General features: G+C 55.8%; 25 protein-coding genes. 17 read left to right on the top strand and 8 right to left on the bottom strand.

Features of this window, described 5'->3' with window-relative positions; genetic code table 11:
• Nucleotides 1-6 precede the first annotated feature (6 nt).
• Nucleotides 7-501: a chemotaxis protein CheW gene (cheW, locus tag ACG1VR_RS09080; protein ID WP_016536985.1), complete on the top strand. Its 495-nt coding sequence runs from the start codon at nucleotides 7-9 to the stop codon at nucleotides 499-501.
• Nucleotides 502-547: 46 nt separating this feature from the next.
• On the opposite strand, the gene ACG1VR_RS09085 is transcribed toward cheW, so the two are convergent.
• Nucleotides 548-1,819, bottom strand: a complete 1,272-nt coding sequence (locus ACG1VR_RS09085; RefSeq protein ID WP_016536984.1) for a dicarboxylate/amino acid:cation symporter — start codon at nucleotides 1,817-1,819, stop codon at nucleotides 548-550.
• Nucleotides 1,820-2,479: 660 nt separating this feature from the next.
• On the opposite strand from ACG1VR_RS09085, the gene ACG1VR_RS09090 reads away from it, so the two are divergent.
• The 13 genes from ACG1VR_RS09090 to ACG1VR_RS09150 all read left to right on the top strand — a co-directional run bounded on the left by ACG1VR_RS09090 (nucleotide 2,480) and on the right by ACG1VR_RS09150 (nucleotide 17,243).
• Entirely contained in the window at nucleotides 2,480-3,010 is a 531-nt protein-coding gene (locus tag ACG1VR_RS09090; RefSeq protein ID WP_016536982.1) for a spore coat protein U domain-containing protein, read from the top strand.
• 14 nt (nucleotides 3,011-3,024) lie between these two features.
• Nucleotides 3,025-3,747 carry a molecular chaperone gene (locus tag ACG1VR_RS09095; protein WP_039898350.1) on the top strand — a complete coding sequence of 241 codons (723 nt, stop codon included), beginning with the start codon at nucleotides 3,025-3,027 and terminating at the stop codon, nucleotides 3,745-3,747.
• Between the two features lie 55 nt (nucleotides 3,748-3,802).
• Nucleotides 3,803-6,082, top strand: a complete 2,280-nt coding sequence (locus ACG1VR_RS09100) for a fimbria/pilus outer membrane usher protein (RefSeq protein ID WP_395491079.1) — start codon at nucleotides 3,803-3,805, stop codon at nucleotides 6,080-6,082.
• A 35-nt stretch (nucleotides 6,083-6,117) separates the two neighbouring features.
• On the top strand, nucleotides 6,118-7,074 hold the full coding sequence (locus tag ACG1VR_RS09105) for a spore coat U domain-containing protein (protein ID WP_016536979.1): 957 nt from the start codon (nucleotides 6,118-6,120) through the stop codon (nucleotides 7,072-7,074).
• 93 nt (nucleotides 7,075-7,167) lie between these two features.
• On the top strand, nucleotides 7,168-8,832 hold the full coding sequence (gene tar / locus ACG1VR_RS09110) for a methyl-accepting chemotaxis protein II (protein ID WP_016536978.1): 1,665 nt from the start codon (nucleotides 7,168-7,170) through the stop codon (nucleotides 8,830-8,832).
• 42 nt (nucleotides 8,833-8,874) lie between these two features.
• Nucleotides 8,875-10,479 (top strand): methyl-accepting chemotaxis protein, encoded by a 1,605-nt coding sequence (locus ACG1VR_RS09115; RefSeq protein ID WP_016536977.1) that lies wholly within the window; start codon nucleotides 8,875-8,877, stop codon nucleotides 10,477-10,479.
• 19 nt (nucleotides 10,480-10,498) lie between these two features.
• A complete protein-coding gene (gene cheR / locus ACG1VR_RS09120) occupies nucleotides 10,499-11,365 on the top strand; it encodes a protein-glutamate O-methyltransferase CheR (RefSeq protein ID WP_279045040.1) in 867 nt (288 codons plus the stop codon).
• Nucleotides 11,362-12,411, top strand: coding sequence for a protein-glutamate methylesterase/protein glutamine deamidase (gene cheB / locus ACG1VR_RS09125; protein ID WP_395490748.1), 1,050 nt, complete (start codon nucleotides 11,362-11,364; stop codon nucleotides 12,409-12,411). The genes cheR and cheB overlap by 4 nt, the downstream gene beginning before the upstream one ends.
• A 19-nt stretch (nucleotides 12,412-12,430) precedes the next feature.
• Entirely contained in the window at nucleotides 12,431-12,820 is a 390-nt protein-coding gene (cheY, locus tag ACG1VR_RS09130) for a chemotaxis response regulator CheY (protein WP_016536974.1), read from the top strand.
• A 10-nt stretch (nucleotides 12,821-12,830) separates the two neighbouring features.
• Entirely contained in the window at nucleotides 12,831-13,481 is a 651-nt protein-coding gene (cheZ, locus tag ACG1VR_RS09135; RefSeq protein ID WP_055696364.1) for a protein phosphatase CheZ, read from the top strand.
• Nucleotides 13,482-13,625: 144 nt separating this feature from the next.
• Entirely contained in the window at nucleotides 13,626-14,777 is a 1,152-nt protein-coding gene (gene flhB / locus ACG1VR_RS09140; RefSeq protein WP_016536972.1) for a flagellar biosynthesis protein FlhB, read from the top strand.
• Entirely contained in the window at nucleotides 14,770-16,848 is a 2,079-nt protein-coding gene (gene flhA, locus ACG1VR_RS09145) for a flagellar biosynthesis protein FlhA (protein WP_227317097.1), read from the top strand. The genes flhB and flhA overlap by 8 nt, the downstream gene beginning before the upstream one ends.
• Nucleotides 16,848-17,243: a flagellar protein FlhE gene (locus tag ACG1VR_RS09150; RefSeq protein ID WP_016536970.1), complete on the top strand. Its 396-nt coding sequence runs from the start codon at nucleotides 16,848-16,850 to the stop codon at nucleotides 17,241-17,243. Before flhA ends, ACG1VR_RS09150 begins: the two co-directional genes overlap by 1 nt.
• A 68-nt stretch (nucleotides 17,244-17,311) precedes the next feature.
• Here ACG1VR_RS09150 and argS read toward each other — a convergent pair whose 3' ends face one another.
• A complete protein-coding gene (gene argS, locus ACG1VR_RS09155; protein WP_395490749.1) occupies nucleotides 17,312-19,045 on the bottom strand; it encodes an arginine--tRNA ligase in 1,734 nt (577 codons plus the stop codon).
• Between the two features lie 244 nt (nucleotides 19,046-19,289).
• Between argS and ACG1VR_RS09160 the strand changes: the two genes are divergently transcribed.
• A complete protein-coding gene (locus ACG1VR_RS09160) occupies nucleotides 19,290-19,856 on the top strand; it encodes a VOC family protein (protein ID WP_395490750.1) in 567 nt (188 codons plus the stop codon).
• Here the strand turns inward: ACG1VR_RS09160 and ACG1VR_RS09165 are convergent.
• Nucleotides 19,853-20,992, bottom strand: coding sequence for a MalY/PatB family protein (locus ACG1VR_RS09165; RefSeq protein ID WP_395490751.1), 1,140 nt, complete (start codon nucleotides 20,990-20,992; stop codon nucleotides 19,853-19,855). The two genes, ACG1VR_RS09160 and ACG1VR_RS09165, sit on opposite strands and share 4 nt — an antisense overlap.
• 90 nt (nucleotides 20,993-21,082) lie before the next feature.
• Here ACG1VR_RS09165 and cutC point away from each other — a divergent pair, with 90 nt between their 5' ends.
• Together cutC and ACG1VR_RS09175 are read left to right on the top strand one after the other, a co-directional pair.
• Entirely contained in the window at nucleotides 21,083-21,829 is a 747-nt protein-coding gene (cutC, locus tag ACG1VR_RS09170) for a copper homeostasis protein CutC (protein WP_395490752.1), read from the top strand.
• 229 nt (nucleotides 21,830-22,058) lie between these two features.
• Complete coding sequence (locus ACG1VR_RS09175) at nucleotides 22,059-22,337, top strand: DUF1471 domain-containing protein (RefSeq protein ID WP_016536963.1); 279 nt, start codon at nucleotides 22,059-22,061, stop codon at nucleotides 22,335-22,337.
• Between the two features lie 54 nt (nucleotides 22,338-22,391).
• Here the strand turns inward: ACG1VR_RS09175 and cmoB are convergent, their stop codons facing one another.
• The 5 genes from cmoB to ACG1VR_RS09200 all read right to left on the bottom strand — a co-directional run bounded on the left by cmoB (nucleotide 22,392) and on the right by ACG1VR_RS09200 (nucleotide 25,990).
• Nucleotides 22,392-23,363: a tRNA 5-methoxyuridine(34)/uridine 5-oxyacetic acid(34) synthase CmoB gene (gene cmoB / locus ACG1VR_RS09180; protein WP_016536962.1), complete on the bottom strand. Its 972-nt coding sequence runs from the start codon at nucleotides 23,361-23,363 to the stop codon at nucleotides 22,392-22,394.
• Complete coding sequence (gene cmoA / locus ACG1VR_RS09185) at nucleotides 23,360-24,103, bottom strand: carboxy-S-adenosyl-L-methionine synthase CmoA (RefSeq protein WP_016536961.1); 744 nt, start codon at nucleotides 24,101-24,103, stop codon at nucleotides 23,360-23,362. The genes cmoB and cmoA overlap by 4 nt, the downstream gene beginning before the upstream one ends.
• Nucleotides 24,104-24,142: 39 nt before the next feature.
• Nucleotides 24,143-24,538 carry an MAPEG family protein gene (locus ACG1VR_RS09190; RefSeq protein ID WP_016536960.1) on the bottom strand — a complete coding sequence of 132 codons (396 nt, stop codon included), beginning with the start codon at nucleotides 24,536-24,538 and terminating at the stop codon, nucleotides 24,143-24,145.
• A gap of 70 nt (nucleotides 24,539-24,608) precedes the next feature.
• The gene (locus ACG1VR_RS09195; RefSeq protein ID WP_395490753.1) at nucleotides 24,609-25,427 is read right to left on the bottom strand and encodes a DUF72 domain-containing protein; all 819 of its coding nucleotides are present in this window, start codon (nucleotides 25,425-25,427) and stop codon (nucleotides 24,609-24,611) included.
• A complete protein-coding gene (locus ACG1VR_RS09200; protein WP_172569644.1) occupies nucleotides 25,424-25,990 on the bottom strand; it encodes a hydrolase in 567 nt (188 codons plus the stop codon). The genes ACG1VR_RS09195 and ACG1VR_RS09200 overlap by 4 nt, the downstream gene beginning before the upstream one ends.
• Nucleotides 25,991-26,172 lie beyond the last annotated feature (182 nt).

Raw genomic sequence — 26,172 nt, forward strand, 5'->3', positions numbered from 1 at the left:
ACGCAAATGACTGCACTAACAAATGTGACAAAACTGACCGGGGAAAACGTGGGACAGGAATTTCTGGTGTTCACCCTCGGCGACGAAGAGTACGGTATTGATATCCTGAAAGTGCAGGAAATTCGCGGTTACGATCAGGTAACGCGTATCGCGAACACTCCGGCCTTTATCAAGGGTGTGACCAACCTGCGCGGCGTTATCGTGCCGATTATTGACCTGCGCCTGAAGTTCGAACAAGACGGCGTGGAATATAACGACAATACCGTGGTTATCGTTCTCAACCTTGAGAAACGCGTTGTGGGTATCGTGGTTGACGGCGTGTCAGACGTATTGTCTCTGACCGCCGACCAGATTCGCCCTGCGCCGGAGTTTGCGGTGACGCTGTCAACAGAATACCTCACGGGCCTGGGTGCTCTGGGCGAGCGTATGCTGATTCTGGTGAATATCGAGAAGCTGCTGAACAGCGAAGAGATGGAACTGCTTGATTCTGCTGTGGCTTAATCGGGTGGGAGAGTAAAAAGGGGCTACCGTGAGGTAGCCCCTTTTTTTAGGCCTGGATTTCTTTGCCGGGAGCGGTACTTACCGTTCCTTCCTCCAGCATGCCTTCGTTTTTCGACAGCATCGCCGTCGCCACGCCGTTACCCAATACGTTAATAGCCGAGCGGCCCATGTCCAGGAAGTGGTCGATGCCCATCAGCAGCAGAATACCCGCGACCGGGATATTGAAGCTTGGGATGGTTGCGGCCAGTACCACCAGCGCGGAGCGAGGCACCCCGGCAATCCCTTTAGAGGCCAGCATCAGCGTCAGCATCAGCACGGCAATTTCAGAGAATGACAGGTGAACGTTATAAGCCTGGGCAATAAACATCGAAGCGAACGAGCAGTACACCATCGAACCCACGAGGTTGAAGGAGTAGCCGATAGGCAGCACGAACGAAGCGATGTTGCGCGAGCAGCCGAAGCGGGTGAGCTGGTCGAGCGTTTTCGGATAAGCGGCTTCGGAGCTGCTGGTGGTGAAGGCAACCAGCACCGGATCTTTCAGCATCGCCAGCAGGCGGAACACATCGCGCTTCAGCACCATGTAGCCCACGCTAATCAGCACAATGCAGGTCAGCACAATCGCCACGTAGTAACCGCCGATAAATGACGCGTAGTTCAGCAGAATACCGAGACCCTGAGTTGCAATCACCGAAGAGATGGCCGCGAAGATAGCCAGCGGCGCGACGTACATCACGTAGCCGGTCACTTTGAGCATGATGTGAGAGACCACATCCAGGGCGCTGACCAGCGGCGCGTTGAACTTCTCGCCCAGAGATGCCCCTGCAATACCGAAGAACATAGAAAACACGACGATTTGCAGGATCTCGTTATCGGACATTGCGCCGGCGATGCTGGTCGGAATAGTGTGCGAGATAAACGCTTTCAGCGTCATGCCGCTCACCGCCAGGCCGGTTTGTACCGCTTCTGCCGGAACCTGCAAATTCATACCTGCGCCAGGATGTGCAAGGGTGACGATAAACAGGCCGACCAGAATCGACAAGATTGAAGAGGAGACAAACCACACCATCGCCTTCCCGCCGACGCGGCCAATGGTGGAGGTTTCGCCAAGCTTCATGATACCGACCGTCAGGGTGCTGAAGACCAATGGCGCAATCACCATCTTGATCAATCGCAGGAAGATGTCGGTAAACAGCGTGATGTTATCGGCGTAGCTTTTGATGATGTCGGCACCGGCGTATTCGTGGATAGCCGCTCCGCAGAAGATCCCAGCTATCATGAACAGAATAATGAATAGCGTGAGTTTGTTTGAACTTGCCACTGACTTAGTAACCCCGTAGTTGACTGTAGTTGAATTGTGTTTTTTTGTAACTTACTGACCCTTATATAATTATTGTGAATGGGTCATAAGTGCGCGGAGCATAACTTGAATCAAAGCGCGCCGATATACAACTCTTTTTTATAAATTCTGTAAATTGTTAATTAAGCAGCACTTAATCATTCCATGTGAATAAGATCACAAAATTGCGGATATATTCTTTTCAGTTTGCATTAAAGTGAATGGGTGTGTGTCTAATTCTTTGTTTTTAATGAAGATAACTCGTCAATACACTGTTTTACTGAATTTGACTGCGCGGTCTGGTTATTTCGCGATCTCTAAACTAAATTTCAACTAAGTGATGGCGTAACGTACTGATTTTTTTCTTACCAGTTCGTCTATGAATGTCGCGAACATAAGCCGTTGTGCCTGGTTGTAAAATGTACAATCAGGTGAAGAGAGTCCCAATATTATTGGGGCAGGGAGAGATAACGGTATTTGATGGAAAATGTATGCGACTTCAGGACGAATTATATTAACCATAAGTTAATGGAGTCAGCTGCCGGTATTAAAGTGCAATACCGGCTGGCGTTAAATCGTCCCGTGCCGCTTCGCTGCGTATCCACGAAGCATGATTGAGTCATTTTGAATAAGGGTAAGGATATGAATTCAGCCACAGCTGCACGCTTAATTCTTTCTTGTACTGCGTTTGCGATTATTCCATCGGCTAATGCGGCGGTGGCAAACGGCACGTTCCAGGTACTGATTACTATTCAGAAGTCCTGCGCGGTTACCGCCGGTAGTGGCTCGAATATTAACTTAGGGACGGTAAATGCCAGTGCAGTAAACACCTCGCAAAGCAATACTTTTACCGTTAACTGTTCAAAGACAACCCCTTATTTTATCGGTCTGGCCCCTTCGGCGGCAAACGGAGGAACGACCACCGGTTCAGGTGCAATGTCATCCGTGGCTAACTCGGCCACCAACACCGATAAAGTCCCTTATCAACTGAACCAGACATCCGCTACCGGGCCCGTTTGGGGGAATACCGCCACCACTACCGTCGTCGGTAACGGCGTAGCGGGTACGGGGTCGGGAGCCGCGCAAACTTATACCGTCTATGCGACGGCGGCGAGCGCTAACTTTACGCCAGACAGCTATGCGGACACGGTCACCGTCAACGTTAACTACTGATTTCAGGACAGCGGATGAAATTGAAATTTGGTGGACGACGTTGCGCCTGCGTATGCCTGATGCTGGGGCTGGCCGCTGGAGGGAATGCGTTAGCCGGAGGGCTGCAAATCTCCCCGGTTAATCTGATGCTGCATGCCACGCAAAACGCAGATGGCATTTGGCTCAGCAATGAAGGTGACGCGCCGCTTAACGCGCAGGTACGCGTATTTAGCTGGCAGCAGAGCAGCTATGCCGACAAACTTTCGGCTTCTCAGGGGCTGGTCATCAGCCCGCCTATCGTGACGCTGCCTGCCGGGCAGCGTCAGCTTATTCGGGTGATTCGCACGGGTCCTGCAACTAATCAGGTTGAGCAGGCTTATCGCTTGTTTATCGATGAACTTCCACCGCCAAAGCTTCAGCGAAATAAAATTCAGTTTGTGATGCGCTATTCCGTTCCGGTGTTTTTGCAGCCCGCCGGGCAGGCGGAAGCCTCGGCAAAGTTAAACTGGAAATTAATCAATATTGATGGCAAAGCGTTTGTTGAAGTGAGTAATCAGGGAAACAGCCACGCTCAGCTGTCGGCAATGACGTTTATTCAACCTAATGGCGTACGAAAAGTTATTACTTCTGGTCTGCTGGGTTATGTCCTTCCAGATTCGAGTATGCGGTGGATAATATCATCGTCTGCTAATGATGCTTACCATAGCGGGAAAGTTGAAGTCACTATCAATGGTCAACAAACAGAACAAAATTTATGACTGGCCATATTCTCTGGTAAAAATTTTATTGCTTAATGGTTTGGTTATTTCCGGCATGGCAGCAGCACAAAATACCCATAATGACCTACCTCAGAATGCGGCCACTAATAATACAACACAGCCTGTAGGCATTGATTTATATCTCGACACGACGGTGAATGGAAATCCCGTGGGTCTGGTTCATCTTGGCTACGCTGATGGAAAATTATACGGTACCGCTTTGGCTCTGCGGCAGCTGGGTTTTCGCCCGCCGGAAAAAGCTCAACCGCCGTATTATCTGAATGACATCGCTCAAATAACGATCGACTATAACGTGGGGCAGCAAACGCTGGCGTTGACCGCGCCGCTTAGCCTGTTAGACCTGAAAACCACTCAGCTTAACTCGTCGGATGTCCCTGCCCCCAGGGTGTCAAACGCCTACGGCGCGTTGTTGAATTATGATATTTACGCCGATACGGGAAAAGAAAGTAACGTTAACACCTTCAGCGAGTTCCGCGCGTTCAATGCGGCGGGCGTGCTGAGTTCCACCCAGTTGACACGTTATTCTACGGAGCAAAATGATAACCAGTCATTTAGCCGCCTGGATACCAGCTGGCGCACTTCCTTTGCCGATAAAATGCTGGCGGTTACCCTGGGGGACACGCTAACCAGTTCGCTCTCATGGTCGCGCCAGACCCGTATCGCCGGGATAAAAATTGGTACCGATTTTGGTCTCAACCCCTATATGCCCACCACGCCGCTGCCTTCGTTTCTGGGTTCAGCAACCCTGCCGTCGGACGTTGAGCTATACGTTAACGGGGTCAAGTATTACAACGGCAACGTGCCTGCGGGCAGTTTCCAGATTAATACGCTGCCGAATATTACCGGGGCGGGTAACGCCCAGGTAATGATGACGGATGCGCTCGGCAGAACCAGCGTGCAGAGCTTCTCCTTTTATAACGATCAGCTTCTGCTCCGGGAAGGGCTGACGGACTGGTCTCTGGAGCTGGGCGTGGTGCGGAAAAATTACGGTTACTCCTCATTTGATTATGCCAGCGAACCCGCAATCAGCGGGACCTGGCGGCGAGGTTTCAGCAACACTCTGACCGCCGGGGGGCATTTTGAAACCAGCGATAGCCTGATTAACGGCGGGCTGAGCAGCGACTGGATCCCGGCAAGCCAGTCGGGAACAATTTCAACCGCCCTGGCCGCCAGCTCGGACTCCGGGGCGAACGGCTATTTATATGGGCTGGGTTACCGCTGGTCCGACGGCCGCTTCAGCTTTAGCTCCAGCGCCACGGCAACCTCCGGAGATTACCGCGATGTTGCCACGCGTTATGGCTCAGCCCCCTCAGCGTTTAGCGGCAGCGCGGTGGTAGGGTATAACTTCGGCGTTGGGGGCAATCTCAGCATGAGCTACCTGCAATTCCGTTACCCGGAGCAAAGCGCCATACGCTACGCCAACGCCACCTGGTTCAAATCCATTACCGATAACGTCTCCCTCAGCGCCAGCTTTAACCAGAACATTGACGACGGCCGCGACCGCAGCGTTTACCTGATGGTGACCGTCAGTACCCGTAATAACCTGACCGCCGGGGCCACCGTTCAGCGCACCGGCGACAAGATGGGGTATCAGCTCAACGCCAGTCAGACTCCGCCATCTGAAGGCGGCGTAGGCTGGAATCTGGCCGCCAGCCAGCAGAGCTCGCAGCAAAGCGGGCAGGGCGAGGTTGGCTACCTGGGGCGCAATGGTCGGGTTTATACCGGCTACCGCAGCATTCCTGATAATAACTACGGCTACGCCGGGGCGACGGGATCTGTTGTGATGATGGGCGGCGGCATCTTCGCCGCGCGGGAGATCAATAACGGGTTTGCCGTTGTCTCTACCGATGGGATCCCGAATGTACCGGTCAAATTGCAGAATAACCTTGTGGGAAACAGCGACGGTAACGGACTGTTGCTGGTGACGCCGCTGAACAGTTATCAAAACAACCTGATCAGCATCGACCCCATGAACCTGCCCGCCAGCATGCGTATTCGTAATGTTAATCTCAACGCCACGCCTGCCGACCGCTCCGGCACGCTGGTTAGTTTTGATATTAAGCCGGTGCGTGCCGCGCTTGTGATCATTGTCGATGCGAAAGGCAACGCCATCGGAGAAGGTAGCCCCGTCAGATCGATGGCGGGAGCCGGGCAGGACACGGTGGTGGGCTTTGATGGTCAGGCCTACTTTGATGCCCTTGAACTGCGCAATCAGCTCAGAGTGACCACCGACAGCGGCATTTGTATCGCCGAATTTGATTACCCCGAAAACCAGAAAAGCGTACCGAATATCGGGCCGATAGTGTGCCGCTAGCGAATCCGTGGCCTTTTGATACAGGAGTTTCCCGCATGAGATTAAAACAACTTTTGCTGCTGGCGGTGCTCTTGCTGTCCCCGGGAATTAGCCACGCGGTGGTGTGTTCGGTGAGCAATGTGCAGACGGTAAACTTTGGCACCGTCAATCCGCTGGCGACGGCTACGCCCAATACCTCGATGACGTTTGATTACAGCTGTTCCAAGCAATTGGGCGACCTGCTGGCCGGGGTGACGCTTTGTTTTAACATTGATGGTGCCGGGGTGGGGAACCATAAAATGTCTTTTGCCGGGCCGCCTGCCAGTACGCTGAGCTATGAGCTTTACCAGGGAACCGTCAGTGGAGGGGCGTGGGGCAGCCAGTTTCAGACGGGGACGACCTTCCCGATGGTGCAGCTAAATTTGCTTAACCTGACGCCCGTCACCGGAAGCCTGACGGTCTATGGGCAAATGACGCTTCCGCAAACTTCCGCTGCACCGGGGAGCTATCAGGACATTTACACCAGCGGAATGGCGACGGTCACGCTTAATACCGGCCTGCTGGCTCCCCCCGCTGGCTGTGGGACATCTGTCGCAACAAACTTTCCCTTTAATGTGATAGCGGCCGTCAGCAAGCAGTGCAATATCAGCTATGCCAATAACGTGAGCTTCGGGGCAGTCGCCGCAATGCAAAGCAATCTGGCTTCGAGCAACACCATCGGCGTTGCCTGTACCAATGGCACGACCTATACGATTGGGCTTTCCCCTTCGAATAACAACACGGGGGGCACCGGGGTACTAAAAGGGACAGGGGCTAACACCGACCAGGTGCCTTACCAGCTAAGGCAGGCTTCGGGGACATCGGGCGCCGTCTGGGGGAATACGGCCTTGAACAATCGGTCCAGCACGGGTACGGGCGTCGCGCAGCAGTACCCGGTTTATGTCACTATCCCAAGCACTAACTACATCCCCGATGATTACGCCGATACGGTGACCATCACCGTGACCTACTAGCGCGCCCAATCGGCCAATTTCCCTGTGACTTAACGTAAAGTTCCCGCGGTACGTGCCGATAACCTCGGGAACAAGTCGTTAAAAGGGCGTCGTATGTTAAACCGTATTCGCGTGGTCACCATGCTGATGATGGTGCTTGTGGTGTTCGCGCTGCTGCAAATCATTTCCGGTGGTATGTTCTTTAATTCCTTAAAAAACAATAATGACAACTTTAAAGTTTCCCGCGAATTACGGGTTCAGCAGGCCGAGTTAAATCAGGCGTGGGTCCTGATGCTGCATACGCGCATCAACCTTAGCCGCTCCGCCGCACGTATGATGATGGACCCGACGAATAGCCAAAGCGCGGCGAAAACGGATCTGCTGAACAACGCCAAAAAATCTTTGCTGAACGCCGAGCAGCACTACAACAACTTTAAACAAGTTGCGCCGATTTCCGACGAAATGAACGCCGTCGTCAAAGATATTGACGGCGATTACCTGGCCTATCACCAGGCGCTGGCGGAATTAATTGGCTATCTCGAAAGCGGCAATATGGACGCCTATTTCGGCCAGTCCACCCAGGGGATGCAGAATGCGCTGGAGAAAGCGTATGACGGCTATCTGGCGCTGAACGACCGGATGTATGAAGCCTCTTATGTGGACAGCCGCGCCGGGTACACCTTTGCCATCTGGCAGCTTGGTGTTCTGGCCTTAGCCCTGGCTGCGGTTATCCTGCTGGTTTGGTTCGGGATGCGCCATGTGTTACTCAGGCCGCTGAACGTGGTGATTAACCATATCCGCGAGATTGCTTCCGGCAACCTGACGGAAAACATTGCCGTGGTCGGTAAAAACGAGCTGAGCCAGCTCGCGTCCAGCGTCCAGCATATGCAGCGGGAATTAATTAACACCGTGAGCCGGGTGCGCGAAGGGTCGGACGCTATTTATAGCGGCACCAGCGAAATCGCAGCTGGCAACAACGATCTCTCTTCCCGTACCGAACAGCAGGCTGCCTCTCTTGAAGAAACTGCCGCCAGCATGGAGCAGTTGACCGCCACGGTTAAACAGAACGCCGAAAACGCTCGTCAGGCTTCTCAACTGGCGCTTAACGCTTCCGAAACCGCCCAGCGCGGCGGAAAAGTGGTAGATGGCGTGGTCAAGACCATGCACGACATCGCCGGTTCTTCAAAGAAAATCGCCGACATTATTAGCGTGATCGACGGTATTGCCTTCCAGACAAACATCCTCGCGCTGAACGCCGCCGTTGAGGCCGCACGCGCCGGAGAGCAGGGGCGCGGCTTTGCCGTGGTAGCAGGCGAAGTGCGTAACCTGGCAAGCCGCAGCGCCCAGGCGGCAAAAGAGATTAAGTCCCTGATTGAAGATTCCGTCTCGCGCGTGGATACCGGCTCGGTGCTGGTTGAAAGCGCGGGGGAAACCATGAGTGACATCGTGAACGCGGTCACGCGGGTCACCGACATCATGGGTGAAATAGCCTCCGCATCCGATGAGCAAAGCCGTGGTATAGACCAGGTCGCGCTGGCGGTGTCGGAGATGGACAAAGTGACGCAGCAGAACGCCTCGCTGGTGGAAGAGTCTGCTGCTGCGGCCGCCGCGCTGGAGGAGCAGGCCAGCCGCCTGACTCAGTCGGTTGCGACGTTCCGTTTGCAAGGGAATGCGGGTAGTAAAAAGCCTGCGGCGGCGGCGGTAACGCCTGGCCCCGTGGTTCACACCCCGCGTACTCCGGCCAGGGCCGGTGATGACGATAACTGGGAAACTTTCTGATTAGATGAATACCGGCCTGCTGGCCGGTAGAGGGAAGCTTTGATGTTAAACCGTATCCGAGTCTCGACCACTCTTTTCCTGATTGTGATTATCTGCGGCGTGCTGCAGATTGGCAGTAATGGTTTGTCTTTCTGGGCTTTTCGTGATGATTTTCAGAACCTTAAAATGGTCGAGGTCAGTAATCAGCAGCGCGATACGTTAACCCAAAGCCGTGCGGCGCTGCTGGCCGCCAGCAATGCTTTAAACCGCGCCGGAACGCTGACGGCTCTGAGCTATCCGGCGGAAGATATCAAGCGCCTGATGGCTAATGCCCGCGGCAGCCTGACCCAGGCGGATTTGCTGTTTAATCAGTTCCTCGAGACCCCGCATAAAAGCGGCGAGGGCGAGCAGATGATGGCCTCCACGAAGCAGAGCTATAGCGCTTTCCGTGACGATTTACAGCATCAGGCGACCTGGCTCGAAAACAACCAGCTCTCCGACTTTATGAGCGCCCCGGTGCAGAAATCGCAGGACGTTTTTGACGCTAACTTCAACGCCTGGCAGCAGAGTATTAATCAGATTGTGGCTACCGCCAGCGGCGACAGCCAGAAAAATTACCATATCTCGGCGGTCATTTTCTTTACGGTCACGATTATTGCCGTGGTGCTGATGCTTGGCTCCCTGGCCTGGTCCCGCAAGATGATTGTTCAGCCGCTGGCGATTGTACGCAGCCACTTTGAGAGCATTGCCGCGGGGGATCTGGCGAAGCCGATTGCGGTCTATGGCCGCAACGAGATCTCTGAAATCTTTGCCAGCCTGAAAAATATGCAGTCCTCATTAAAAGAGACGGTAAGCCAGGTTCGCGGCGGTACCAGCGCCATGCACTCCGGTATTGAGGAGATTGCCGCAGGGAATAACGACCTCTCCGCCCGTACCGAGCAGCAGGCGGCCTCGCTGGCCGAAACCGCTGCCAGCATGGAGCAGTTGACCGCAACCGTGGGCCAGAACGCGGATAACGCGCGCCAGGCGGCACAGCTCTCACGCAGCGCGGCAGATACCGCTAAGCAGGGCGGGCAGCAGGCTGCAAATGTTGCCAATACCATGCGTGATATCGCCGGTAGCTCGCAAAAAATTAGCGATATCACCAGCGTTATCGACGGCATTGCCTTCCAGACCAATATCCTGGCGCTTAACGCGGCGGTGGAAGCTGCCCGTGCCGGTGAGCAGGGGCGAGGTTTTGCGGTGGTAGCGGGCGAGGTTCGCAATCTTGCCAGCCGCAGCGCGCAGGCGGCAAAAGAGATAAAAGTATTAATCGAAGAGTCCGTTGACCGGGTACAGCAGGGTTCCAGGCTGGTAGATACCGCCGCCACGACCATGGCCGAGATTGTTCGCTCGGTAACCCAGGTTAACGACATTATGGGTGAGATTGCCTCCGCTTCTGACGAGCAGCGTCGCGGAATCGAGCAGGTCGCCCAGGCCGTCAGCCAGATGGATCAGGTGACTCAGCAAAACGCCGCGCTGGTGGAAGAAGCCGCCGGTGCCACCGATGCGCTGGCAAGTCAGGCCGAATATCTCTCCGGAGTGGTCGCCGTGTTTAAGTTAAACGGCAGCGAACCGCCGCATTCCAGCGGTGAATTTGTTCCTTCCGGAGTGCTGGTTACATCGTGATCGTAATTAAGAAGGCGCTATGACATCACCAACGCCCCTTGGGCAACAGTCATTAATGTTACAGATGACACAGCGTCTGCCGCTATCCGACGCGCATTTTCGTCGGATATGCCAGTTAATCTATCAGCGCGCGGGAATTGTGCTGGCCGACCATAAACGGGACATGGTTTATAACCGTCTGGTACGCCGCCTGCGTCTGCTGGGGCTGGATGATTTTGGACGTTATTTAGGCATGCTGGAGGCTAACTCCAGCAGCGCCGAGTGGCAGGCGTTTATCAACTCGCTGACCACTAACCTGACCGCTTTTTTCCGGGAAGGGCACCATTTCCCGATTCTGGCGGAGCACGCACGCAAGCACTCCGGCGAATACAAAGTCTGGAGCGCGGCGGCATCCACCGGGGAGGAACCTTACTCCATCGCCATTACCCTGGCGGATGTTTTAGGCTCGGGCGCCGGACGCTGGAAGGTGTTTGCCAGCGACATCGACACTCAGGTGCTGGAAAAAGCCCGGAGCGGAGTCTACCGCCAGGAGGAGCTTAAAACGCTTTCCCCGGTACAGATGCAGCGCTATTTCATGCGCGGAACCGGGCCGCACGACGGGCTGGTGCGGGTGCGCAGCGAACTGGCAAACCACATTGATTTTGCGCCGATCAACCTGCTGGATAAGCAGGCGCCGGTGCCGGGGCCGTTTGACGCGATCTTTTGTCGAAATGTGATGATCTATTTTGACAAACCCACGCAGCAGGCCATTTTGCAGCGCTTCGTCCCGCTGCTGAAACCCGGAGGATTACTGTTTGCCGGGCATTCGGAGAACTTCAGTAACCTCAGCCGCGACTTCTGGCTGCGTGGCCAGACGGTTTACGGGCTGAGTAAGGAAAGAACATGACGAAAATACGTGTCTTATCGGTCGATGACTCTGCGCTAATGCGGCAGATAATGACGGAAATTATCAACAGTCATAGCGATATGGAAATGGTGGCGACCGCGCCGGATCCTCTGGTGGCCCGCGACCTGATTAAGAAGTTCAATCCGGACGTATTAACGCTGGATGTCGAAATGCCGCGTATGGACGGCCTCGACTTCCTCGAAAAACTGATGCGCCTGCGGCCGATGCCGGTAGTGATGGTTTCCTCGCTAACCGGAAAAGGGTCGGAGGTGACGCTGCGCGCGCTGGAACTGGGCGCCATTGATTTCGTCACCAAGCCGCAGCTGGGCATCCGCGAAGGCATGCTGGCCTACAGCGAAATGATAGCCGAGAAGGTGCGTACGGCGGCAAGAGCAAAACTGGCCGCACGTGCGCCAGTGGCTGCTCCGGCTACCCTGAAAGCGGGGCCGCTGCTGAGCTCGGAGAAGCTGATTGCCATTGGGGCCTCCACCGGCGGCACCGAGGCGATTCGCCATGTGCTACAGCCGCTGCCGCTTTCCAGCCCGGCGCTGCTGATAACCCAGCATATGCCGCCCGGCTTTACTCGCTCATTCGCCGAGCGCCTGAATAAGCTGTGCCAGATTAGCGTGAAAGAGGCAGAAGACGGCGAACGTGTGCTGCCGGGGCATGCCTATATTGCGCCGGGTGATAAGCACATGGAGCTGTCGCGAAGCGGTGCGAACTATCAAATCAAATTACATGACGGCCCACCAGTGAACCGGCACCGCCCGGCAGTGGATGTGCTGTTCCATTCGGTGGCGAAGTACGCGGGGCGAAATGCCGTCGGCGTTATCCTCACCGGGATGGGTAATGACGGTGCCGCCGGGATGCTGGCGATGCACCAGGCAGGGGCGTGGACCATCGCCCAAAACGAAGCAAGTTGTGTGGTGTTCGGCATGCCGCGTGAGGCCATCAATTCCGGTGGCGTCAGCGAAGTGGTCGATTTAAGCCAGGTTAGCCAGCAAATGCTGGCGAAAATTAGTGCCGGACAGGCAATACGTATTTAACTGAAGGAGCCCGGATTTTATGGCGGACAAAGAACTTAAGTTTCTGGTCGTAGACGACTTTTCAACTATGCGCCGCATCGTGCGTAACCTGCTTAAAGAGCTGGGTTTTAACAACGTTGAAGAAGCCGAAGACGGCGTAGATGCGCTGAACAAACTCCAGGCTGGCGGCTTCGGGTTTGTTATTTCTGACTGGAACATGCCGAACATGGACGGCCTGGAACTGCTGAAAACCATTCGCGCCGACGGGGCGATGTCAGCTCTGCCGGTTCTGATGGTCACGGCGGAAGCCAAGAAAGAGAACATCATTGCGGCAGCACAGGCCGGGGCGAGTGGTTACGTAGTTAAGCCATTTACCGCGGCAACCCTGGAAGAGAAACTGGGCAAAATTTTCGAAAAGCTCGGCATGTAAGGAGGCGCAAATGCACTCATCAACAAACCCGGCAACAGAGATACACGAGCATTCACCGACCGATATTATCGCTCGTATCGGCAGTCTGACTCGTATGCTGCGCGACAGCCTGCGTGAATTGGGCCTGGATCAGGCGATTGCCGAAGCAGCAGAAGCTATCCCTGATGCCCGTGACCGTCTGGACTATGTGGTGCAAATGACCGCCCAGGCCGCAGAGCGCGCCCTGAACTGCGTGGAGCTGTCTCAGCCTCACCAGAACCAGATGGAGAGTGAAGCAAAGGCGCTGAGCGGCCGCTGGGATGCATGGTTTGAAAACCCAATCGAGCTGAAAGATGCCCGTGAGCTGGTAACCGATACCCGCAGCTATCTGTCGGAAGTGCCGGGACACACCAGCTTCACCAACGCCCAGCTGCTGGAAATCATGATGGCGCAGGATTTCCAGGACCTTACCGGTCAGGTTATTAAGCGCATGATGGATGTTATCCAGGAGATTGAGCGCCAGCTATTGATGGTGCTGCTGGAGAACATGCCGGAGCCGGACGCGCGCGCCAAACGCGTGAACGAAGGCCTGCTTAACGGTCCTCAGCTTGACGCCAGCGCCGCAGGCGTGGTGGCAAGCCAGGACCAGGTCGATGATTTGCTGGACAGCTTAGGCTTCTAATCGACACCACCGCCTTTCCCGCGTGCGCGGGGGAGGCGGTTTCTTAACGTCAAAATAAACGTACAAAAACGTTTGTAATTCCTCTATTAGCCCAACCGTGCTCTGGCATGCTGTCCTTGAAATTGCGGCCACGGGATTGTTGCGGTGTCTGAAGATAGCGATCAGGAAAAAACAGAAGCCCCCACGGCCCACCGACTAGAAAAGGCGCGTGAAGAGGGGCAGATCCCGCGTTCCCGAGAATTGACCTCACTGCTGATGTTGCTGGTGGGATTGTGCATTATCTGGATGGGCGGCGCGTCGCTGGGGCGCATGCTGGGCGCGATGCTGTCCGACGGCCTGCACTTTGATCATAAAATCATTAACGATCCCAGCCTGATAGTGAACCAGATTAGCCACCTGATAAAACTGGCGGTGATGGCGTTGCTGCCGCTGATTTCCGGGCTGGTGATTGTGGCGATTGCCGCGCCGATGCTGCTCGGCGGCGTGAATTTCAGCGGTAAATCAATCAAATTCAATCTCGGCAAGCTGAACCCGATTGCCGGGCTAAAGCGCATGTTCTCGATGCAGACCGCAGCCGAGCTGCTCAAGGCGCTGCTGAAAGCCATTTTGGTGGGCTGCGTGGCCGCCTGGTATTTGTGGCATAACTGGCCGGCGATGATGCGTTTGATGAGCGAGTCCCCGGTGACGGCGCTTGCTAATGCGCTGAACATGGTCGCGCTGTGCGCCCTGCTGGTGATTCTGGGGCTGATCCCGATGGTCGGGTTTGACGTCTTCTTCCAGATCTACAGCCATATTAAAAAGCTGCGTATGACCCGTCAGGATATACGTGACGAATATAAGCAGAACGAAGGCGACCCGCATATTAAAGGGCGTATTCGTCAGCAGCAGCGAGCGATTGCGCGTCGCCGCATGATGGCGGACGTGCCGAAGGCCGACGTTATCGTCACCAACCCGACCCACTATGCGGTGGCCTTGCAGTACGACGAAAACAAAATGAGCGCGCCGAAGGTGCTGGCCAAAGGAGCCGGACTGATAGCGCTGCGCATTAGAGAAATTGGTAATGAAAACCGCATTCCGACTCTGGAAGCGCCTCCGCTGGCCCGTGCGCTGTACCGCCACGCCGAAATTGGCCAGCAGATCCCCGGCCAGCTTTACTCTGCCGTGGCGGAAGTGCTGGCCTGGGTCTGGCAGCTCAGGCGCTGGCGCGTGGCGGGCGGTTTAATTCCGAAGAAACCTGAAAATCTGCCGGTGCCTGAGGCGCTGGACTTTGCAAACGAGAAGGACTCCGATGGCTAATCTGGCTGCGATGTTGCGCCTGCCGGGCAACATGAAATCTGGGCAATGGCAGATCCTTGCCGGGCCGGTACTGATCCTGCTGATTCTGTCGATGATGGTGCTGCCGCTGCCGCCGTTTGTCCTCGATCTGCTGTTCACCTTTAACATTGCGCTGTCGATAATGGTGCTGCTGGTGGCGATGTTCACCCAGCGCACGCTGGACTTCGCCGCGTTCCCTACCATTTTGCTGTTCACCACCTTGCTGCGCCTGGCGCTGAACGTCGCCTCCACCCGTATTATCCTGCTTGACGGCCACACCGGCGCGGCGGCGGCGGGGAAGGTGGTTGAAGCGTTTGGCCACTTCCTGGTTGGCGGTAACTTTGCCATCGGGATCGTGGTGTTTATCATCCTGGTTATCATCAACTTTATGGTTATTACCAAGGGTGCCGGACGTATCGCCGAAGTGGGCGCGCGTTTTGTGCTGGACGGGATGCCGGGCAAGCAGATGGCCATCGATGCCGACCTGAATGCCGGGATTATTGGCGAAGAGGAAGCTAAAAAACGCCGTTCGGAAGTGACTCAGGAAGCCGACTTCTACGGCTCGATGGATGGTGCGAGTAAATTCGTGCGCGGCGATGCCGTTGCCGGTCTCATTATTATGGTTATCAACGTGGTGGGCGGCCTGATGGTCGGCGTTATCCAGCACGATATGGCGATGGGCGCGGCGGCGCAGAGCTATACGCTACTGACCATCGGCGATGGTCTGGTTGCCCAGATCCCCGCGCTGGTTATCTCTACTGCCGCAGGCGTTATCGTTACTCGCGTAGCCACCGACCAGGACGTTGGCGAGCAGATGGTCACCCAGCTGTTCAACAACCCGCGCGTTATGCTGCTTTCGGCTGGCGTACTCGGCCTGCTCGGCATGGTGCCGGGAATGCCAAACTTTGTCTTCCTGCTGTTTACCGCAGCGCTGCTGGGACTTGCCTGGTGGATGCGTGGCCGCCAGATGGAAGCGCCAGCCGCGCCTCAGCCGGTGAAATTACCCGAAAATACTCAGGCGGTTGAGGCAACATGGAATGACGTTCAGCTCGAAGATCCGCTGGGTATGGAAGTGGGCTACCGCCTGATCCCGATGGTGGATTTCCAGCAGGACGGTGAATTGCTGGGCCGCATCCGCAGTATTCGTAAAAAATTCGCTCAGGAGATGGGCTTCCTGCCGCCTGTGGTGCACATCCGCGACAATATGGACTTGCCTCCGGCGCGTTACCGCATCCTGATGAAGGGCGTTGAAATTGGCAGCGGCGACGCTTACCCTGGCCGCTGGCTGGCGATTAACCCCGGCACCGCAGCGGGCACATTGCCGGGTGAGGCAACCATCGATCCGGCCTTTGGCCTCGCGGCTATCTGGATTGAAAGCGCGCTGAAAGAGCAGGCGCAGATTCAGGGCTTCACCGTGGTGGAAGCCAGTACCGTGGTGGCAACGCACCTTAATCACCTGATTGGGCAATTTGCTCCCGAGCTGTTTGGCCGCCAGGAAGCGCAGCAGCTGCTGGACCGCGTGACGCAGGAAATGCCGAAGCTTACCGAAGATCTTATTCCTGCGGTGGTGACCTTAACCACGCTGCATAAGGTGCTGCAAAATCTGCTGGAAGAGAAGGTACCGATCCGCGATATGCGCACCATTCTTGAAACGCTGGCCGAGCATGCGCCGATCCAGAGCGACCCGCATGAATTGACCGCCGTGGTGCGCGTGGCGTTGGGCCGAGCTATTACCCAGCAGTGGTTCCCGGGCACCGGCGAAGTGCAGGTTATTGGCCTCGATGCTTCCCTTGAGCGCCTCCTGTTGCAGGCCTTGCAGGGCGGCGGCGGGCTGGAGCCGGGCCTTGCTGACCGCCTGCTCGAGCAGTCGCAGGAAGCTTTACAGCGCCAGGAGATGATGGGCGCGCCGCCTGTACTGCTGGTGAACCACGCGCTGCGTCCGCTGCTTGCCCGCTTCCTGCGCCGCACGTTGCCGCAGCTTGTTGTGCTGTCGAGCCTTGAGCTGTCCGACAACCGCAATATCCGCATGACTTCAACGATTGGAGCGAAATAATGCGCGCTTTATTTTTAATGATGTTCATTCCCTTCGGCGCGCTGGCGCTGGGCGACGGTGCCTGGCAGGGTAGCGGAGTAGGGGTAACGCTGGATCATCGCGGCGTGGCCGCCTCTTCCCAGCCCCTGGCTCCACCGCAGCCGGTCAGCGGCAGAATGTCGCTGATTGCCTGGACCTACGTGCTGGATGGCCCGACGCCCGCCGGGCTGACGGTAAAACTGTGCTCGCAAACGAACTGTACTTCTATTGACGGGCAGAGCGGCACGACCCGCGGGCTGACCAATACCGATGCCAATGAGCCTCTGCGCTTTGTCTGGGAGGTGCCGGGAGGCGGTTCTATGTATCCGCCGCTGCGGGTTCGCAGTAATCAGGTCATCGTTAACTACACGCGTTAAAACAAAAAAGCCCGGTCCAAAATGACCGGGCTTTTTTGATCCAGGCCCGCAGAGTGCAGGCCGGTCGATTACATACGTTCTACGGTTTCGATACCCAGGGTATCCAGACCCAGTTTCAGTGTTTTCGCCGTCAGCAGCGCCAGCTTCAGGCGGCTATTGCGGGTTGCTTCGTCGGCAGCGCTGAGGATCGGGCAGTGCTCGTAGAAGCCGGAGAACAGGCCAGCTACGTCGTAAAGATAGGCGCACATAACATGCGGCGTACCGTCGCGCGCGACCACGTTCAGCGTCTCTTCGAACTGCAACAGGCGTGCAGCCAGCTGCGCTTCGCGCGCTTCGGCAAGCACCACTTTGGCTTTCAGCAACTCGGCCTCTTCGATATCCGCTTTACGGAAAACGGAGAGCACGCGGGTATAGGCGTACTGCATATATGGCGCGGTGTTGCCTTCAAACGCCAGCATGTTGTCCCAGTCAAAGATGTAGTCGGTGGTGCGGCTCTTGGAGAGGTCGGCGTATTTGACCGCGCCGATGCCAACCGCTTTCGCCAGGTTTTCCAGCTCGTCGGCAGGCATGTCCGGGTTTTTCTCCGCGACCAGGCTGCGGGCGCGTTCCATCGCTTCATCAAGCAGGTCGGTCAGTTTTACCGTACCGCCTGAGCGGGTTTTGAACGGCTTGCCGTCTTTGCCCAGCATCATGCCGAACATTTGGTGTTCCAGCGTGACCGACTCAGGAACATAACCTGCTTTACGCACGATGGTCCAGGCCTGCATCAGGTGCTGGTGCTGGCGGGAGTCGATGAAATACAGCACGCGGTCGGCGTGCAGGGTTTCGTAGCGGTATTTTGCACAGGCGATATCGGTGGTGGTGTAAAGGTAGCCGCCATCTTTCTTCTGGATGATAACGCCCATCGGGTCGCCGTCTTTGTTCTTGAACTCGTCAAGGAACACCACGGTTGCGCCTTCGCTTTCTACCGCCAGCCCTTTGGCTTTGAGGTCGGCAACAATGCCCGGCAGCATCGGGTTGTACAGGCTTTCACCCATCACGTCGTCGCGGGTCAGGGTAACGTTAAGGTGGTTATAGGTTTGCTGGTTCTGGGTCATGGTGATATCGACCAGCTTGCGCCACATCTCGCGGCAGTATTCGTCGCCGCCCTGGAGTTTTACCACGTAGGCGCGGGCGCGTTCGGCAAAAGCTTCGTCTTCGTCGTAGTGCTTCTTGGCGGCACGGTAAAACTCTTCGAGGTCCGCCAGGGCCATTTCGCCTGCATTTTCCTGCTGCTGTTTCTCGAGGAACGCAATCAGCATGCCGAACTGGGTGCCCCAGTCGCCGACGTGGTTAGCGCGAATAACTTTATGGCCGAGGAATTCCAGGGTACGCACCGCTGCGTCACCGATAATGGTGGAGCGGATGTGGCCGACGTGCATCTCTTTGGCGACGTTCGGTGCGGAATAGTCCACGACGATGGTCTGTGGCTTAGCCGCAGCAACGCCAACGCGCTCGGAAGCAACCGCTTCGTCAACGCTTTTCGCCAGGAATTCCGGCTCAAGGAAGATGTTGATAAAGCCCGGGCCTGCAATCTCAACTTTGCTGGCAATGCCGGTCAGGTCGAGGTTAGCGATGACCTTCTCTGCAACTTGTCGTGGCGGCATGCCCAGGGTTTTAGCGACGGACATCACACCGTTGGCCTGATAGTCGCCGAACTGAACTTTTGCCGACTGACGAACCTGCGGCTCGCAGTCCGCTGGCGCGCCTGCAGCAATCAGTGCCTGACTGACTTTTTCTGAGAGAAGAGACTGAATATTCACCGGGATACCTTACAATTTGTACTGGGCCGCCGCGCACTGGGCCGCCTCTAAATGGGGAAAGAAACAGGGCGAGAGTATAACGTTATTTGCCGCCCGACGTCAGCAAAAGCCTTGCCTGCCGCCTTTGCAATTATTATCGACGGTACAGTGAATAACCATTCACGCATTCCCGGCGCTTTTGGGGTGTTGGTTAGCGGCCGGGAACGCGGTAGATTACGCGCTTTCTAAAGATGAGGAATGCAGCATGGCAAACTGGCAGGCGGTTGATGAACTGCATGATATTTCGGCAGATCTGCCGCGCTTTACGAAAGCGTTAACAGAACTTGCCACCCGACTCGGGCTGGAGATCGCACCCCTTGAGGCCGATCACATTTCTTTGCGCTGCCACCAGAACGCGACCGCCGAACGCTGGCGCGCTGGCCTGGAAAAATGCGGCACGCTGCTGAGTGAGAATACCATTAACGGCAGGCCAATCTGCCTGTTCAAATTAGACCAGCCGGTGTGCGTGGAGCACTGGTGCTTTACGGTGGTTGAGCTGCCGTGGCCGGGTGAAAAACGCTACCCGCATGAAGGCTGGGAGCATATTGAGATTGTGCTGCCGGGCGAGCCTGCAACGCTTAACGCGCGGGCGCTGGATTTGCTGTCCGACGCCGGGCTGCGTGAAACGGGGATCTCGGTCAAAACCAGTTCGCCAAAAGGCGAGCGCGAGCGGCTGCCGAACCCAACACTTGCGGTCACCGACGGCAAAGTGACCATCAAATTCCATCCGTGGAGCATCGAGCAGATCGTGGCCAGCGAGCAGGTCGACTAGCGGGTTGCTGTCGCCTTTTGAATGCGCTCGATAGCCTCATCAAGCAGGGCGGACGTACAGCCGAAGTTGATGCGCACAAACTGCGGCTCGCCAAAGTCAGCGCCGGGAGAAAAGCCCAGCCCGGCGTCCAGGAAGAATTGCGCCGGGTTATCTACGGCAAGCCCGCTGGCATCTACCCAGCCCAGGTAGGTCGCTTCGGGCGCGTGCATTATCAAGCCCGGCATGGCGCTGATGGCGGCGGCCAGCTTGTCGCGGTTCGCTCTCAGATAAGCCCGCAACTCCCGCAACCACGCTTCGCCGTCTTGCCACGCGGCTGCGGCTGCCGTCAGCGCCAGAACATCAACTTCCGGCACCATTCCTGCTCTCTCTGCCCTGAATCTGCGGCGCAGTTCGGCGTTGGGAATCACCGCAACCGATGCGCCAAGCCCGGCAATATTGAACGTCTTAGATGGCGAAATCAGCGTGATGGAGCGCTGCGCCGCATCCTCGCTTAAGGTAGCAAACGGAATATGCTGTACGCCGGGCTCCAGCAATAAATCGCAGTGGATTTCATCTGAGCAAACGACCAGATCGTGCCGCTGGGCAAAAGCCAGATGCTGTTTCAGCTCTTCGCGCCGGTAAACCGTGCCGCCGGGATTTTGCGGGTTGCAAAGCATCAGTAATTTCTCGCCGCCCGTCATGCTGGCTTCTGATGCATCAAAGTCGACAATCCAGCGTTTTTCTTTCAGCCTGAGCGGGGCATTAAGCTGCCGGCGTTGAGCGTAAGCGGAAGAGTGACGAAACGGCGGGTAGATCGGCGTGGGGGCAATTGTTGATTCGGCTGCTGAGGTGAAAGCGCGAACGCATAAATTGAGGCCGGTTACCACGCCCGGCAGGAAAACCAGCCATTCCGGTTTGACCTGCCATTGGTAGAGATTTGCAACTCTTTGGGTCACAACTTCGGCAAGTTCATGCGGGCGACCGCCGTAGCCAAACACGCCGTGCTCAACCCGCGTGCGGAGCGCTTCAAGGATACAAGGGGGCGAGCGAAAATCCATATCTGCGACCCACATAGGCAGCACATTCTCAGAAAATTTATTCCATTTCGAACTGTCGCTGTGACGCCTGTCGATCCATTCATCAAAATTGAATGCCATAGTACGCTACCTTTTTGTGAACCTGTTTTCAGATTATCATTCCTGGTCAGGTACACAACCGGCAGGCTGCAGGATTTTAAGGAGTAATCAATGGCTTTGCTTGAAATATGTTGTTATGGAATAGATTGTGCGGTGACTGCAGAACAGGCCGGAGCGGACAGAATTGAACTCTGCTCGGCGCCCAAAGAGGGAGGCCTTACGCCTTCTGCTGGTCTACTGCGCGAGGTGAGGCGAAAAGTTTCGATTCCCGTGCACCCAATTATTCGCCCGCGCGGCGGGGACTTTTGTTATACCGACGGCGAATTTGCCACCATGCTGGAAGACATCGCCTTTGTGCGCGACCTGGGCTTTCCGGGGCTGGTGATTGGTATGCTGGATGAAGACGGCAATATAGATTTACCGCGCATGGAGCAGGTTATGCAGGCCGCGGCGGGAATGGCGGTCACTTTCCATCGTGCTTTCGATATGTGTCATCACCCGCTGCTGGCGCTGGAGCAGCTGGCCGATTTGGGCGTGGCAAGAATACTGACTTCCGGGCAGCAGCAAACCGCCGAAACGGGAATCTCGCTTCTTCGGGAACTAAAACAGCATTCCCGTGCTCCAATTATCATGGCCGGTGCTGGCGTGCGTCTCAGCAACCTGAACAAGTTCGTTGAAAACGGAGTTGAAGAGCTTCACAGCTCGGCAGGGCGCTCGGTTCCATCCCCGATGCGTTACCGTAAAGCGGGCGTTTCTATGAGCGCTGACGCCGAGGCCGATGAGTTTAATCGCTACTGCGTGGATGCAGATGTAGTAGCGGCAATGAAAAACGCTCTGGCGGCAAACGCGCCGTGCTGAGCAGAAGGTTTCTACCGCGCATCATGTCGCCCAATATGATGCTTGCTCGTACCAGGCCCCGGCGGATTGCGCGGGGCTTTTTTTATTTTGTAACGGGTGAAGCGTTATGTAACCTTTCCATCACTTTCTCCACACATTGTTTAACTTCGTTTTCCAGCAACTTACGTTCCAAAACGCTCAATTGTGAATAATCCTCTCCGACAACTATCAACGTTAGAGGGATTTAAAAATGAAAAAATTAACAGCAACTGTGATTCTGGCTCTGTCTTCCGTTTTCGCCTCCGCCGCTTTTGCCGCGCCGTTGCCTGAACTCATCAATAGCGGTTCCGTAAACCAGGATCGCATCGGCGTGGTTTCAGTCAGCGGCGTGCCGGGAAGCACTGACGACGCCATCAACCAGTTGAGAGAAAAAGCTCAGAAAATTGGCGGAAGTAAAATTCAAATCGTAGGGTTGGGTACGCCGGGTGACTCCAGCCTGTGGAGCGGAACGGCTCAGGTTTACCGCTAAACTTTAGAGAAGATAAAAAAACCGGCGTTAAGCGCCGGTTTTTTTATTAGCTTGTTATGGCTTACGAGCCACCAGCACGGCGCGCAGTGGGGCAGGGTAGCCTTCGATAGTTTTACCGCTGTCGTTCGGGTCGAGGAAGTCGCCCAATGACTCGGTTATCATCCACGAGGTACGGCGCTGCTCTTCCTGGGTAGTCAGGCTGTGGTCAACAATTTTCACGTCAACAAAACCGCATTTCTCAAGCCAGTTTTTCAGCGCCAGAGCGGACGGAATATAATAAACGTTACGCATCTGGGCATAACGCTCGCCCGGCACCAGCACGGTATTCTCATCGCCTTCAACCACTAAGGTTTCCAGCACCAGTTCCCCCTCTTTGACCAGTTGGTTTTTCAACTGCCAGAGGTGATCCAGCGGGGAACGGCGGTGATAAAGCACGCCCATGGAAAACACGGTATCAAAAGCGTTCAGCTCGGGAAGCTGCTCAATGCCGAGCGGCAGAACGTGGGCGCGCTGATCGTTACCCAACAGCTTACGCACCGCTTCAAACTGGCAGATAAACAACTGCATAGGATCGATACCGACCGCCAGGTGTGCGCCCGCGCCTATCATGCGCCACAGGTGATAGCCGCTGCCGCAGCCTACGTCGAGAATGGTTCTGCCCGCCAGCGGGGAGATGTGCGGCAGCACGCGATCCCATTTCAGGTCAGAGCGCCATTCCGTGTCGATATCCACGCCGTACAGGGAATACGGGCCTTTACGCCACGGCATCAGGTTACGCAGCAGTTTTTCAATGCCTAGTTTTTGCCCTTCGCTCAGGGGCGCTGCCGCTTCGGCGGTCACGCTATGCAGCAGGTCAAGGCGGTGCGGGGTCATTTCCGGCAGGTAGTTAACCGTGTTGTACCAGTGCTTGAACTGGCCGTGCAGGGACTCGCGCTGCCAGCTGGCTATCTGAGCTGGCAGCGTTTCCAGCCACGGTGCCAGATGGTTTTTGGCGATAAGCTGATAAAAATTACCAAAATCAATCATGCTGCTTCTCCGGATTTGACGGCGACCAGAGAGCCAAAGTTAAAGCACTGGAACCAAAGTTCGGCGTGTTCAAAGCCCGCTTGTTTAAGTCGTTTTTTATGGGTTTCCACCGAGTCGGTGAGCATAACGTTTTCCAGCATGCTGCGCTTCTGGCTGATTTCCAGCTCGCTGTAGCCGTTGGCACGTTTAAAGTCGTGGTGCATGTTAAACAACAGCTCGCCTACTTCCGCGTCTTCAAAACTGAATTTTTCCGACAGCACCAGCGCGCCGCCCGGCTTCAGGCCCTGCCAGATTTTATTCAGCAGCAGCTGGCGGTCGTCAGGCTCGAGGAATTGCAGCGTAAAGTTAAGCACCACCATCGAGGCGTTTTCGATAGCAATATTGCGAATATCGCCTTCAATGACGTCGACCGGAGTCTGGGCTTTAAAAGCGTCCAGATGGCGACGGCAACGCTCAACCATCGCCGGGGAGTTATCTACGGCGATAATTTTACAGCTATCGTGATGGATATTGCGACGCACGGATAATGTTGCCGCCCCCAGCGAGCAGCCGAGGTCATAAACCTGGCTATGCGGCTGCACAAAGCGCTCTGCCAGCATGCCTATCATAGAAATGATATTGGAGTAACCTGGCACCGAGCGCTGGATCATATCGGGGAACACTTCGGCTACCCGCTCATCAAAGGTCCAGTCGCCCAGTTTGGCAATCGGGGCGGAAAACAGCGTATCGCGGTCAGACATAACGTTAAATCCGGAAATTCGAAAGGGGCGTATTTTGCGTTAATGGAGCGAGAAAACCAACTCCCACGGCATATACCATAAGTTGGCCAGCACCATCAGCAGCAGCGAACACCAGGTCGCGCCCATGCCGGAGCGACGCCAGCGAATCAGGCGGTGGTGATATCCATAAGCGTGCAGCAGGCGTCCCGCCAGCAGCATGATGCCGCAAAGGTGCACCATCCATGTTTCTGCGCCGTCCATTTCCATGAGCAACAGCAGCAGCAGGGCGATGGGAATATACTCTACGGCGTTGCCGTGAATACGAATCACGCTCTGGAGTTCGCTGAAACCTCCGTCACCGTAAGAGACGCGGTATAGCGTGCGCAGGCGAACGACGTCGAACGAAAACTTTATTAAAAGCAAAGCAGCCAGCACCGCGTAAAGCGCGCTTACCATATTAACTCCATGTCGAAACAGTTACGGCTCCCGCTATGATAGCTCGCAACCGTGGTGCTGTCGCTAGTGCTCAGAAAAGTGTGTTTTGTTGAGGAATGGCCGGAGGTGGCCCAAGATCGGGGAAAGCCTGCCGCAGCGCGGGCCAGAGCGTATGAACCAGTTCGGGTGCCTGTGCGATGTCCGGGGTATGCAAAAACAGATATGGCGTGGTGTTTGCTGCCCATTCAGGCAGTTTTTTTAGCCAGACGTCAAACAGCGCGGCGTTTTGCTCCATATTGTCGCTGCCGATAAAGCGCACCAGCGGGTTAGCGGCGGTAACCACGGCATGAACCGGTACTTTGGGCTTTTTTCTCTGCGCTTCGCGTACGGCTTCGCTGTGTGGAGTCGCGCTATGTACCGGGCGGCTGTCGAGAATTGCGCGGTTAACTTTACGTTCATGCAGCCCGCGGTTTAGCGCCTGCTCGTCGGCCCCTTTGCTGAAAAACAGCGGGTGGCGCACTTCAACGCCGTAGGTAAAGCTGGACGGTAAAGCGTCGAGAAAATTCCATAGCGCGGGCAAATCGCCTGGGCCAAAGGTTGCCGGGAGCTGAAGCCAGTATTGCCCGATGCGATTTTCCAGCGGCGACATGCGCTCTAAAAACTCGGCGGTTAAATCGCCGCAGTTGCGCAGGGCTGCATTATGGGAAATGGTGGCGGGAAATTTAAAACAGAAACGAAAATTATCGTCCGTCATTTCCCGCCAGCGCTGCACGCTTTCTGCTTTTGGCAGCGCGTACAGCGTGGTATTGCCCTCCACGCAGTTGAAATGACGGGCGTAATCCTCAAGCGAGGATATGCCGAGGCGATTCCATTTGGCGTGCTGCCACTGCGGGAGGCCGATATAAATCATAACGCGGCGATGATTTCGTCGGTGCTGCGAACACGAGAGATGCGCGGGAAGATAAACTTCAGGCTGTGGTTGTGCTGCTCGGCGCTGGACGCGCTGCAGGCATCTTCCGCCAGTACCAGCGAAAAGCCCATTTCCCACGCGTTGCGCGCGGTGGACTCAACGCCGATGTTGGTTGAAATCCCGCACAGTACAATGGTGTCGATGCCGCGGCGGCGAAGCTGTAGCTCAAGATCGGTACCGTAGAATGCGCCCCACTGGCGTTTAGTCACTTCCAGGTCGCTCTCTTTTTTGCCCAGCGCGGTTGGGTAATCCCACCAGTTCGCGGGTAAGCTATGGCCCGGAGGTGCCGCATCAACCGGCTGTTTCAGGGCTTCGCCATAATCAGCAGACCAGCCAACGCGGACCATAACCACCGGCGAGCCGTTAGCGCGGAATTTGTCAGCAAGGCGCGCAGCGCGAGCCACAACGTCGTCGGCGCTGTGCGGCCCACCGGCAAACGGCAGAATGCCGTCCTGCAAATCAATCACTACCAGGGCAGTGCGGGATGCGTTGAGTTCTGTCATTGTGACTCCGGTTCAGATAGAGGGTTGGGGCAATACCTTACGCTGGAAGCCAGGTTGCTGAGTTTACAAATTTTGTTAATTTTTGTGAGAATCTGCAATACCGGCGCTTCGATTCGCGCCAGTCGGCGGTTTCGGGGTTATCGCCAGCCATTATTTCCAGTATAATAGCCCCCTTTTTTCAT

It is taken from the genome of Cedecea davisae, assembly GCF_044095835.1.
GTDB classification, from domain to species: domain Bacteria; phylum Pseudomonadota; class Gammaproteobacteria; order Enterobacterales; family Enterobacteriaceae; genus Cedecea; species Cedecea davisae.

Bases quoted from the DNA above. Each gene is read 5' to 3' on its own strand.
- cheW (WP_016536985.1), top strand. From the start codon at position 7: ATGACTGCACTAACAAATGTGACAAAACTGACCGGGGAAAACGTGGGA.
- ACG1VR_RS09090 (WP_016536982.1), top strand. From the start codon at position 2,480: ATGAATTCAGCCACAGCTGCACGCTTAATTCTTTCTTGTACTGCGTTT.
- ACG1VR_RS09095 (WP_039898350.1), top strand. From the start codon at position 3,025: ATGAAATTGAAATTTGGTGGACGACGTTGCGCCTGCGTATGCCTGATG.
- ACG1VR_RS09100 (WP_395491079.1), top strand. From the start codon at position 3,803: ATGGCAGCAGCACAAAATACCCATAATGACCTACCTCAGAATGCGGCC.
- ACG1VR_RS09105 (WP_016536979.1), top strand. From the start codon at position 6,118: ATGAGATTAAAACAACTTTTGCTGCTGGCGGTGCTCTTGCTGTCCCCG.
- tar (WP_016536978.1), top strand. From the start codon at position 7,168: ATGTTAAACCGTATTCGCGTGGTCACCATGCTGATGATGGTGCTTGTG.
- ACG1VR_RS09115 (WP_016536977.1), top strand. From the start codon at position 8,875: ATGTTAAACCGTATCCGAGTCTCGACCACTCTTTTCCTGATTGTGATT.
- cheR (WP_279045040.1), top strand. From the start codon at position 10,499: ATGACATCACCAACGCCCCTTGGGCAACAGTCATTAATGTTACAGATG.
- cheB (WP_395490748.1), top strand. From the start codon at position 11,362: ATGACGAAAATACGTGTCTTATCGGTCGATGACTCTGCGCTAATGCGG.
- cheY (WP_016536974.1), top strand. From the start codon at position 12,431: ATGGCGGACAAAGAACTTAAGTTTCTGGTCGTAGACGACTTTTCAACT.
- cheZ (WP_055696364.1), top strand. From the start codon at position 12,831: ATGCACTCATCAACAAACCCGGCAACAGAGATACACGAGCATTCACCG.
- flhA (WP_227317097.1), top strand. From the start codon at position 14,770: ATGGCTAATCTGGCTGCGATGTTGCGCCTGCCGGGCAACATGAAATCT.
- ACG1VR_RS09150 (WP_016536970.1), top strand. From the start codon at position 16,848: ATGCGCGCTTTATTTTTAATGATGTTCATTCCCTTCGGCGCGCTGGCG.
- ACG1VR_RS09160 (WP_395490750.1), top strand. From the start codon at position 19,290: ATGGCAAACTGGCAGGCGGTTGATGAACTGCATGATATTTCGGCAGAT.
- ACG1VR_RS09165 (WP_395490751.1), bottom strand. From the start codon at position 20,992: ATGGCATTCAATTTTGATGAATGGATCGACAGGCGTCACAGCGACAGT.
- cutC (WP_395490752.1), top strand. From the start codon at position 21,083: ATGGCTTTGCTTGAAATATGTTGTTATGGAATAGATTGTGCGGTGACT.
- ACG1VR_RS09175 (WP_016536963.1), top strand. From the start codon at position 22,059: ATGAAAAAATTAACAGCAACTGTGATTCTGGCTCTGTCTTCCGTTTTC.
- cmoB (WP_016536962.1), bottom strand. From the start codon at position 23,363: ATGATTGATTTTGGTAATTTTTATCAGCTTATCGCCAAAAACCATCTG.
- cmoA (WP_016536961.1), bottom strand. From the start codon at position 24,103: ATGTCTGACCGCGATACGCTGTTTTCCGCCCCGATTGCCAAACTGGGC.
- ACG1VR_RS09190 (WP_016536960.1), bottom strand. From the start codon at position 24,538: ATGGTAAGCGCGCTTTACGCGGTGCTGGCTGCTTTGCTTTTAATAAAG.
- ACG1VR_RS09195 (WP_395490753.1), bottom strand. From the start codon at position 25,427: ATGATTTATATCGGCCTCCCGCAGTGGCAGCACGCCAAATGGAATCGC.
- ACG1VR_RS09200 (WP_172569644.1), bottom strand. From the start codon at position 25,990: ATGACAGAACTCAACGCATCCCGCACTGCCCTGGTAGTGATTGATTTG.